This is a genomic window from Streptomyces sp. RPT161 (assembly GCF_027533845.1).
GTDB lineage: Bacteria > Actinomycetota > Actinomycetes > Streptomycetales > Streptomycetaceae > Streptantibioticus_A > Streptantibioticus_A silvisoli_A.
Genome location: NZ_JAPZVN010000014.1, coordinates 86,890 through 95,807, shown reverse-complemented (window position 1 = coordinate 95,807; position 8,918 = coordinate 86,890). Strand labels below are relative to the sequence as shown.

At 68.6% G+C, this 8,918-nt stretch carries 10 protein-coding genes and 1 tRNA gene; 4 read left to right on the top strand and 7 right to left on the bottom strand.

Annotation, left to right across the window (positions count from 1 at the left end):
* Positions 1-50 precede the first annotated feature (50 nt).
* Together O5O46_RS24555 and O5O46_RS24545 are read left to right on the top strand one after the other, a co-directional pair.
* On the top strand, positions 51-737 hold the full coding sequence (locus tag O5O46_RS24555; protein WP_269857789.1) for an HNH endonuclease signature motif containing protein: 687 nt from the start codon (positions 51-53) through the stop codon (positions 735-737).
* A gap of 706 nt (positions 738-1,443) precedes the next feature.
* Positions 1,444-1,530 (top strand) — tRNA-Leu (locus O5O46_RS24545).
* Between the two features lie 50 nt (positions 1,531-1,580).
* On the opposite strand, the gene rdgB is transcribed toward O5O46_RS24545, so the two are convergent.
* From rdgB to O5O46_RS24525, 4 genes are all read right to left on the bottom strand, one after another.
* Entirely contained in the window at positions 1,581-2,183 is a 603-nt protein-coding gene (gene rdgB / locus O5O46_RS24540) for an RdgB/HAM1 family non-canonical purine NTP pyrophosphatase (RefSeq protein ID WP_269857724.1), read from the bottom strand.
* Positions 2,184-2,191: 8 nt separating this feature from the next.
* A complete protein-coding gene (locus tag O5O46_RS24535; protein WP_269857723.1) occupies positions 2,192-2,566 on the bottom strand; it encodes a hypothetical protein in 375 nt (124 codons plus the stop codon).
* 5 nt (positions 2,567-2,571) lie between these two features.
* The gene (gene rph, locus O5O46_RS24530; RefSeq protein ID WP_269857722.1) at positions 2,572-3,306 is read right to left on the bottom strand and encodes a ribonuclease PH; all 735 of its coding nucleotides are present in this window, start codon (positions 3,304-3,306) and stop codon (positions 2,572-2,574) included.
* Between the two features lie 78 nt (positions 3,307-3,384).
* Complete coding sequence (locus O5O46_RS24525) at positions 3,385-3,624, bottom strand: glucose PTS transporter subunit EIIB (RefSeq protein WP_078970859.1); 240 nt, start codon at positions 3,622-3,624, stop codon at positions 3,385-3,387.
* A gap of 233 nt (positions 3,625-3,857) precedes the next feature.
* On the opposite strand from O5O46_RS24525, the gene O5O46_RS24520 reads away from it, so the two are divergent.
* Both O5O46_RS24520 and O5O46_RS24515 read left to right on the top strand, forming a co-directional pair.
* Positions 3,858-5,144 carry a PTS transporter subunit EIIC gene (locus tag O5O46_RS24520; protein WP_269857721.1) on the top strand — a complete coding sequence of 429 codons (1,287 nt, stop codon included), beginning with the start codon at positions 3,858-3,860 and terminating at the stop codon, positions 5,142-5,144.
* 176 nt (positions 5,145-5,320) lie between these two features.
* Entirely contained in the window at positions 5,321-6,568 is a 1,248-nt protein-coding gene (locus O5O46_RS24515) for a PTS transporter subunit EIIC (RefSeq protein ID WP_269857720.1), read from the top strand.
* Positions 6,569-6,626: 58 nt separating this feature from the next.
* Here the strand turns inward: O5O46_RS24515 and O5O46_RS24510 are convergent, their stop codons facing one another.
* The 3 genes from O5O46_RS24510 to O5O46_RS24500 all read right to left on the bottom strand — a co-directional run bounded on the left by O5O46_RS24510 (position 6,627) and on the right by O5O46_RS24500 (position 8,865).
* Complete coding sequence (locus tag O5O46_RS24510; RefSeq protein WP_269857719.1) at positions 6,627-7,379, bottom strand: MBL fold metallo-hydrolase; 753 nt, start codon at positions 7,377-7,379, stop codon at positions 6,627-6,629.
* Between the two features lie 257 nt (positions 7,380-7,636).
* Positions 7,637-8,587, bottom strand: coding sequence for a PLP-dependent cysteine synthase family protein (locus O5O46_RS24505; protein ID WP_269857718.1), 951 nt, complete (start codon positions 8,585-8,587; stop codon positions 7,637-7,639).
* Positions 8,587-8,865, bottom strand: a complete 279-nt coding sequence (locus O5O46_RS24500; RefSeq protein WP_269857717.1) for a MoaD family protein — start codon at positions 8,863-8,865, stop codon at positions 8,587-8,589. Before O5O46_RS24500 ends, O5O46_RS24505 begins: the two co-directional genes overlap by 1 nt.
* Between the last annotated feature and the right edge of the window lie 53 nt (positions 8,866-8,918).

Here is an 8,918-nt window from a genome sequence, read left to right as displayed (position 1 = left end):
ATCGTTCGTCTGTACGAGGTCGCAACGATTGACCGGATCGGGGAGGGGGAATCGTGCCAAGTCCGTACACCCGCCAGCGTCTGGGGGAAGCAGCGACAACTTCGCGCACGTTGTCGGAGGCACTGACGAAGCTTGGGGTGGATCCGAGAAGTTCGAGCCGGCGGTATGTGCGCGAGCGCATGAAGAAACTCGGGGTGGACATCTCACACTTCGAGCGTGAAGGCATCCGGTGGACGCGGGACGTGCTCACCGAGGCGGTGGCGGCTTCGACGAACATGTGCGAGGTGCTGCGGTATCTCGGACTTGATGCTGTTGGGGGCCACCATGCCCATATCACCCGCCGCATCAGGGAGTTGGGCATCGACACATCCCACTTCGAAGGGACAGCACGCGGCAGAGGTGCTCCCAGCAACCGCCGCCGCAGGACCTCAGAGGAACTGCTGGTCGATCAAGCACCGGATCAAGCCCGCCGGGTCCCCAGCGAGCGGCTCAAGCGGGCGATGTTCAAACTCGGAGTGGCCGACAGATGCGCGCTGTGCGGCACCGGGCCCTGGTGGCGCGGTAAGCCACTACCTCTTGAGGTGGATCACATCGATGGCAACTGGCGGAGGAACCGCCTGGACAACCTGCGACTTCTCTGTCCCAACTGCCATTCGGCTACTGACACCTACCGGGGTCGCGCCAAAGGACGCCCCCACAACAGCCAGGCCATTCCACAGCAGTTGGTACGCCGATGAGCGAGACACAGCGGTACACGCACGAAGTACTGGCTGAAGCGGCGGCTCGATGCGCGGACATCGAGGAGGTCGCCGCGTTCCTCGGTACGCGCCCCTATTCGCGCTTACCCGCCTATCTGCTCAAGCGATTCGCTCACTTCGGAATCGACGTGTCGCACTTTCCGTGCAGAGTACGGCGAGGAGCCATTCCCCGCCCGACGCGAAAGGAGCTGCTCAGCGCAGTAGCGGAATCCACTTCCATCGCGAGTGCACTGCGGAATCTGCATGTGCCCGACAGGACCCGCACTCGCGCCCTGTTCCGCCGGTGGATAGCTGAGGATGGGATCGATACGTCCCACTTCCTGGGCCAAAGGCACGGGCGCGGCAAGCAGAGCGCGCAGAAGAAACCCGCACAAGAAGTGCTCGTCAAACGCGAGAGCGGCCGCCGCACGAAGACCGTCGTATTACGCAGAGCCTTGCGTGAAATCGGCGTACCCGAAGAGTGCGCGGAGTGTGGAACAGGCCCCCAGTGGCTCGGGAATCCCATGACGCTGGAGATCGATCACGTCAACGGCGACGCTCTCGACGACCGGCCTACCAATCTGCGGCTACTGTGCCCCAACTGTCATGCCATCACGTCCACTTGGTGTAGAGGTGGCAGGCCAAGATCCCGCGTCCATGCGCCCGCGCGTTCGGCGACGGCACCCGCTACCATGGTGGGCGGCTAGCGGCCGTGGCGGAATTGGCCTACGCGCAGCACTTAGGATGCTGTGGGAGAAATCCCTTGAGGGTTCGAGTCCCTCCGGCCGCACCAACGCAGGAAGGCCCGCCCCCGGACGGGGCGGGCCTTCCTGCGTTCTCGGTTCACCCCAGCGCCTCCCGAATCACCGGCACCAGCGCGCGGAACGCCCTTCCGCGGTGGCTGATGGCGTTCTTCTCCTGAGGCGTCAGCTGGGCGCAGGTGCGGGTCTCACCCTCGGGCTGCAGGATCGGGTCGTAGCCGAAGCCGCCGTCGCCCTCGGGGGCGTGCCGCAGCGTGCCGTCCAGGCGGCCCTCCACCACGTGCTCGGTGCCGTCCGGCATGGCCAGGGCGGCGGCGCAGGCGAAGTGGGCGGCGCGGTGTTCGCTGTCGATGTCGGCGAGTTGGGCCAGCAGCAGGTCGAGGTTGGCCCGGTCGTCGCCGTGCCGTCCGGCCCAGCGGGCGGAGAAGATGCCGGGGGCGCCGCCGAGCACGTCCACGCACAGGCCGGAGTCGTCGGCGATGGCGGGCAGTCCGGTGGCCTGGGCGAGGGCGTGCGCCTTGAGCGACGCGTTCTCGGCGAAGCTGACGCCGGTCTCCTTGGTGTCCGGGACCTCCGGGAAGGCGTCGGCGCCGACCAGTTCCACGTCCAGTCCGGCGTCGGCGAGGATGGCCCGCAGTTCGGAGACCTTGTGGGCGTTGCGGGTGGCGAGCACGAGCCGCTGCATGGTCTGGATCATCCCTTTCCGCACGAGGAGGTGAGCGCGCCCGCCGCCGTGGTGACCGGGCGGAGGTCGACGGGTTCCCCCTTGTCGAGCGAGTTCTTCGCGTTGGAGGCGGCCAGCGACAGGTCGGCCACCGCCTTGCTGGTGGCGGAGCTGTTGCCGCCGCTGGTGAGCTGGTCGAGGTTGAGCTGGAGCTTGCGCAGCGCGGTGGCGGCGTCGCGCGGGTTGCCGGTGCCCTTGGCGACGGCGGCGCGCAGGTCCTTGACGTTCCCGTTGACCGCGTCCGCGACCGAGGCGCAGTCGTGCTTGCCGCTCTGGCCGCCGCAGCCGGTGAGCAGCGCGAGGGCCAGGGCGGCGGTGGCGGTGGCGGTCAGCGCGGTACGCATGTGCGTCAGCCCCGGAGCTGGGCGAGCGCGGCGCGCTGGATGCCGTCGAGCTGGGCGGCGCCGGCGGCGGCGAGGTCGAGCAGGGCGTTCAGCTCGGTGCGGTCGAAGGGGGCGCCCTCGGCGGTGCCCTGGACCTCCACGAAGCGGCCGTCGCCAGTGCAGACGACGTTCATGTCGGTCTCGGCGCGCACGTCCTCCTCGTAGCACAGGTCGAGCAGCGGGACGCCGTCGACGATGCCGACGCTGACGGCGCTGACGGCGCCGGTGAGTGGCTGCGCCTTGGCCTTGACCAGCTTCTTCTCCTGGGCCCAGCCGATGGCGTCGGCCAGTGCGACGTAGGCGCCGGTGATGGCCGCGGTGCGGGTGCCGCCGTCGGCCTGGAGTACGTCGCAGTCGAGCACCACGGTGTTCTCGCCGAGCGCCTTGTAGTCGATGACGGCGCGCAGGGAGCGGCCGATGAGGCGGGAGATCTCATGGGTGCGCCCGCCGATGCGGCCCTTGACGGACTCGCGGTCGCCGCGGGTGTTGGTGGCGCGTGGCAGCATCGCGTACTCGGCGGTGACCCAGCCCTCGCCGCTGCCCTTGCGCCAGCGCGGTACGCCCTCGGTGACGCTGGCGGTGCACAGCACGCGGGTGTCGCCGAAGGAGACCAGTACGGAGCCTTCCGCGTGCTTGCTCCATCCACGTTCGATGGTGACCGGGCGGAGCTGTTCTGGGGTGCGGCCGTCGATACGAGACATGCGCACGACCCTATCGACAAAGCGGACGGGGTCCGCTCCGGGTGTGGAACGGACCCCGCGCAGGCGCTTTGCGGCGCCTTACATCATGTCCTCGATCTCGGCGGCGATCGGGTCGGCGTCGGTGCCGATGACGACCTGGATCGCGGTGCCCATCTTCACCACGCCGTGCGCGCCGGCGGCCTTGAGGGCGGCCTCGTCGACCAGGGAGGCGTCGTTGACCTCGGTGCGCAGCCGCGTGATGCAGCCCTCGACCTCTTCGATGTTGTCAAGCCCGCCGAGCCCGGCGACGATCTTCTCAGCCTTGCTGGCCATGTCCACTCCTGTTGTCTCAGGCCATCGGCAGCCCGCGTTCGCGTACCGCGCGCGCCGTGAGGAATCCACACGTTAACGCACGTTTGGCCCACCTTCGCGAGCGGTCGCCAGCCTTCTGCCCAATGATGACGATCACTGGTGCCGCACCCGCTGGGGCAGTCCAACACCCGCACTGTGACTGGTCTACACCATTTTGCGGTGCCCGCCAAACCTGGCAACAGCCCACCAGGAGGTCGCCGATGAGTGCGGAGAGCGCCACCGGTCGGGCGCCGGGTCGGAAGTGGACGGTGTCGCTGTTCCAGGGCGCCCAGAAGATGGGCCGCAGCCTTCAGTTGCCGATCGCCGTGCTGCCCGCGGCGGGCATCCTCAACCGGCTCGGCCAGGACGACGTGTTCGGCCGCAGCGGACTCGGCTGGACCCCGGTGGCCAAGGTGTTCGCGGGCGCGGGCGGCGCGCTGCTGGACTCCTCGCTGGGGCTGCCGCTGCTGTTCTGTGTCGGCGTGGCGATCGGGATGGCGAAGAAGGCGGACGGCTCCACGGCGCTCGCCGCGGTCGCCGGGTTCCTCGTCTACTTCGGCATCCTGCACCAGTTCCCGCAGTGCCCGGCGGGCGCGAGGTTCACCGCGGCGAGTTGCCTGGCCGGGGCCAACGCCACCGTGCCCACGTACCAGAACCCGGGCGTCTTCGGCGGCATCGTGCTCGGGCTGCTGACCGCCTTCTTCTGGCAGCGTTACCACCGGGTGCGGCTGGTGGACTGGCTGGGCTTCTTCAACGGCCGCCGTCTGGTGCCGATCGTGATGTCGTTCGTGGCGCTGGTCTTCGCGGTGCTGTGTCTGTGGGTCTGGCCGCCGGTGGGTGCCGGTTTGACCACGTTCAGCAAGTGGATCAGCGATCTGGGCGCGATCGGGTCGGGGGTGTTCGGGGTGGCCAACCGGGCGCTGCTGGTGATCGGGCTGCACCAGTTTCTGAACACCTTCGTGTGGTTCCAGTTCGGCAGCTACACCAAGCCGGACGGGACGGTGGTGCACGGTGACATCAACCGTTTCCTGGCGGGCGACCCCACGGCCGGGCAGTTCACCTCCGGGTTCTTCCCGATCATGATGTTCGCGCTGCCCGCCGCGGCGCTGGCGATCACGCACTGCGCCAGACCGCACCGGCGCAAGGACATCGGCGGCATGATGCTCTCGGTCGGTCTGACCTCGTTCGTCACCGGCATCACCGAGCCGATCGAGTACTCGTTCCTGTTCATCGCGCCGCTGCTGTACGCGGTGCACGCGGTGCTCACCGGTGTCTCGATGGCGGTCACCTGGGGTCTTGGCGTGCACGACGGCTTCAGTTTCTCGGCCGGACTGATCGACTACGTGATCAACTGGAGCCTGGCGACGAGGCCTTGGCTGATCATCCCGATCGGGCTGTGCTTCGCGGCCGTCTACTACGTGGTCTTCCGCTTCGCGATCACCAAGTTCAACCTCCCGACCCCGGGCCGCGAACCGGAGGAGGACGTGGAGGACACCACCAAGGCTTAGAACCTGGGGGCATGGCGGGTGTCATAACGGATTGGCGGCGTGTCGGCGTTGCCTGAAATCATGGATTCCTTTATGCGGCTCCGACGTGTTACAACAGGTCTACACCACTGGGTGGTGTAGACCAGAGCCGCGGGCCGTCCCCCCTTCAGAGCCCGCCTCTCACCAGGAGGAATCTGATGAGTACGGCCACCGCTTCGGCGGCGCCCGCGCCCGCGAAAAAGCGGGGCGCCGGCTTCATGCAGGGTATGCAGAAGGTCGGCCGCAGCCTGCAGCTGCCCGTCGCCGTCCTGCCCGCCGCCGCCATCCTGCTCCGGCTCGGCCAGGACGACGTGTTCGGCAAGACCGGACTGCAGTGGGGCAAGGTCGCCACGGTCTTCGCCACCGCGGGCGGTGCCCTCTTCGACAACCTGCCGCTGCTGTTCTGCATCGGTGTCGCCATCGGCTACGCGAAGAAGGCCGACGGTTCCACCGCACTGGCCGCTCTCGTCGGTTATCTGGTCTACCACAACGTACTGACCGCGTTCCCGGTGGCCGGTTCCGTCACCCAGGCGCTTCCGCAGGGCACCCCACAGAACCCGGGAGTACTCGGCGGCATCGTCATCGGCCTGGTGAGCGCCATCGTCTGGCAGCGCTTCCACCGCACCAAGCTGGTGGACTGGCTGGGCTTCTTCAACGGCCGCCGTCTGGTGCCGATCCTGATGGCCTTCATCGGGACCGGCTTCGGTGTGCTGTTCGGTCTGCTGTGGGGCCCGATCGGCACCGGCCTCGGTCACTTCAGCGACTGGCTGACCGGTCTGGGCGCGGCGGGCGCCGGTATCTACGGCGTCTTCAACCGGGCGCTGATCCCGGTCGGCATGCACCAGTTCCTGAACACCTTCTTCCAGCAGCAGGTCGGTACCTACACGCACGCCGGGAAGGTCTTCCACGGTGACATCCCGCGGTTCTTCGCCGGCGACCCGACCGCCGGCCAGTTCATGTCCGGCTTCTTCCCGATCATGATGTTCGGCCTGCCCGCCGCCGCGATCGCGATCGCGCACTGCGCACGTCCGGAGCGCCGGAAGGCGGTCATGGGCATGATGATCTCGGTCGCGCTGACCGCCTTCGTCACCGGTGTCACCGAGCCGATCGAGTTCACCTTCCTGTTCATCGCCCCGGCGCTGTACGCCATTCACGCGGTGCTCACCGGTATATCCATGGCCGTCACCTGGGGCCTGGGCGTACACGACGGCTTCGGGTTCTCGGCCGGTCTGATCGACTACCTGCTCAACTGGAACCTGGCCACCAAGCCGTGGCTGATCATCCCGATCGGCCTGTGCTTCGCGGCCGTCTACTACGTGGTCTTCCGCTTCGCGATCACCAAGTTCAACATTCCCACCCCGGGACGCGAGCCCGAGGAAGAGGTCGAGGACCTCACCAAGGCGTAGCCGCGAGCGAAGTGCCCCCGGAACCGCGGTTCCGGGGGCACTTCCGCGTTTCGCGGGCCTACAGCTCGTACACCGCGCCGCTGCGGGCCAGTTCCACCGGGCCGGAGTACGTGGCGCGCGCGTCGACCAGGCTGACCTGGGGGTCGGTCCACGGGGGGATGTGGGTGAGCACCAGGCGGTGGACCCCCGCGCGGGCGGCGTGCTCGCCCGCCTCGCGGCCGTTCAGGTGCAGCCCGGGCACGTCCTCCTTGCCGTAGGTGAACGACGACTCGCACAGGAACAGGTCGACGCCTTCGGCGAGCCCGAGCAGCGATTCGCACGGCCCGGTGTCCCCGGAGTACGTCAGCGACCGGCCGCCGTGCTCCACCCGGAACGCGAAGGCCTCCACCGGATGGCTGACCCGGTCGGTGCGCACGGTGAACGGGCCGACGCCGAACGTCCCCGGGGTGAGCGTGCGGAAGTCGAAGACCTCGCTCATGGACTTGTCGTCCGGCTCCTCGCCGTACGCGGTGGCCAGCCGGGTCTCGGTGCCCTCGGGTCCGTAGACCGGGATCGGGTCCGGCATGCCGCCGTCGTAGCGGTAGTAGCGGGCGACGAAGTAGGCGCACATGTCGACGCAGTGGTCCGCGTGCAGATGGCTCAGCAGGACCGCGTCCAGGTCGTACAGGCCGATGTGGCGCTGCAGTTCGCCAAGGGCGCCGTTGCCCATGTCGAGGAGCAGCCGGAAGCCGTCGGCTTCGACGAGGTAGCTCGAACAGGCCGAGTCCGCGGACGGGAACGACCCCGAGCAGCCGACGACGGTGAGCTTCATGCAGGAGCCTCCAGGGTTGCGTCCGGGAGTCTTGCGCGGTCGCGTACGGTCACCCACCCGGAGGCGTCACGTCGTCGTGAGCGCGCCGCCGGGTGCGTGGTGCGGATTTCCATAGCCCGCCATTGTGCAGTCGAGGGTAAGGCGGGGTGACCGTCGGCGCGCCTTAGCCAGGCGCGGTTGTGGGCGGAATCACCAGTCCGTGTTCCGCCAAGCCGGTTGCCGGCCGAGCCGCTCCTGATTCCGTCGGCGCGGTGGCGCTACGCCCAGAGTTGGCCGTGCAGCGCCTCGATCGCGGCCTCGGTGGAGGGGGCGGTGTAGATGCCCGTGGACAGGTACTTCCAGCCGCCGTCGGCGACCACGAAGACCACGTCGGCGCTCTCGCCGACGCGCAGCGCCTTGTTGGCCACGCCCAGGGCGGCGTGCAGCGCCGCACCGGTGGAGATGCCCGCGAAGAGGCCCTCCTCGCGCAGGAGTTCACGGGTGCGGCGCACCGCGTCCTCGCTGCCGACCGAGTAGCGGGTGGTCAGCACCGACTCGTCGTACAGCTCGGGGACGAACCCCTCGTCGAGGTTGCGCAGGCCGTAGACCACGTCGTCGTAGCGCGGCTCGGCGGCGACGATCTGCACGCCGGGCACCTTCTCCCGCAGGTAGCGGCCGACTCCCATCAGCGTGCCGGTGGTGCCCAGGCCCGCCACGAAGTGGGTGATGGTCGGCAGGTCGGCGAGGATCTCGGGGCCGGTGGTGGCGTAGTGCGCCGCGGTGTTGGCGGGGTTGCCGTACTGGTAGAGCATCACCCAGTCCGGGTGCTCGGCGCTCAGTTCCTTGGCGACCCGTACCGCGGTGTTGGAGCCGCCCGCGGCGGGCGAGGAGATGATCTCCGCGCCCCACATCGCCAGCAGTTCGCGGCGCTCCCGCGAGGTGTTCTCCGGCATCACGCAGACGATGCGGTAGCCCTTGAGCCGGGCCGCCATCGCCAGCGAGATGCCGGTGTTGCCGGACGTCGGCTCCAGGATGGTGCAACCGGGAGTCAACGTCCCGTCCCGCTCGGCCTGTTCGATCATGTGGAGCGCGGGGCGGTCCTTGATCGAACCGGTGGGGTTGCGGTCCTCCAGCTTGGCCCAGAGCGTCACGTTGTCCGACGGGGACAGGCGTGCCAGCCGTACCAGCGGGGTGTTGCCGACCGCGGCGAGCGGGCTGTCGTACCGCATCAGCGGGCGCCGCCCGCCACGGCAGGAAGGATCGTCACGTTGTCGCCGTCCGACAGCTTCGTCTGGATGCCGTCGAGGAACCGCACGTCCTCGTCGTTGAGGTAGACGTTGACGAACCGGCGCAGCTGCTCGCCGTCCACCACGCGCTCGCGGATGCCCGCGTACCGGGTGTCGAGGTCGGAGAACAGCTCGGCGAGGGTCTCACCGGTGCCCTCGACGGACTTCTCGCCGCCGGTGTAGGTGCGGAGGATGGTCGGGATACGGACCTCGATGGCCATGGATGCACTCCAGTGCGGAAGGACGACAGGGGACGCACGGCCGCGGGGCCGCG

What these genes read in the sequence shown, in the direction of transcription:
- O5O46_RS24500 (WP_269857717.1), bottom strand. Translation starts at nt 8,865, where the DNA reads ATGGCCATCGAGGTCCGTATCCCGACCATCCTCCGCACCTACACCGGC.
- O5O46_RS24505 (WP_269857718.1), bottom strand. Translation starts at nt 8,587, where the DNA reads ATGCGGTACGACAGCCCGCTCGCCGCGGTCGGCAACACCCCGCTGGTA.
- O5O46_RS24510 (WP_269857719.1), bottom strand. Translation starts at nt 7,379, where the DNA reads ATGAAGCTCACCGTCGTCGGCTGCTCGGGGTCGTTCCCGTCCGCGGAC.
- O5O46_RS24520 (WP_269857721.1), top strand. Translation starts at nt 3,858, where the DNA reads ATGAGTGCGGAGAGCGCCACCGGTCGGGCGCCGGGTCGGAAGTGGACG.
- O5O46_RS24535 (WP_269857723.1), bottom strand. Translation starts at nt 2,566, where the DNA reads ATGCGTACCGCGCTGACCGCCACCGCCACCGCCGCCCTGGCCCTCGCG.
- O5O46_RS24515 (WP_269857720.1), top strand. Translation starts at nt 5,321, where the DNA reads ATGAGTACGGCCACCGCTTCGGCGGCGCCCGCGCCCGCGAAAAAGCGG.
- rph (WP_269857722.1), bottom strand. Translation starts at nt 3,306, where the DNA reads ATGTCTCGTATCGACGGCCGCACCCCAGAACAGCTCCGCCCGGTCACC.
- rdgB (WP_269857724.1), bottom strand. Translation starts at nt 2,183, where the DNA reads ATGCAGCGGCTCGTGCTCGCCACCCGCAACGCCCACAAGGTCTCCGAA.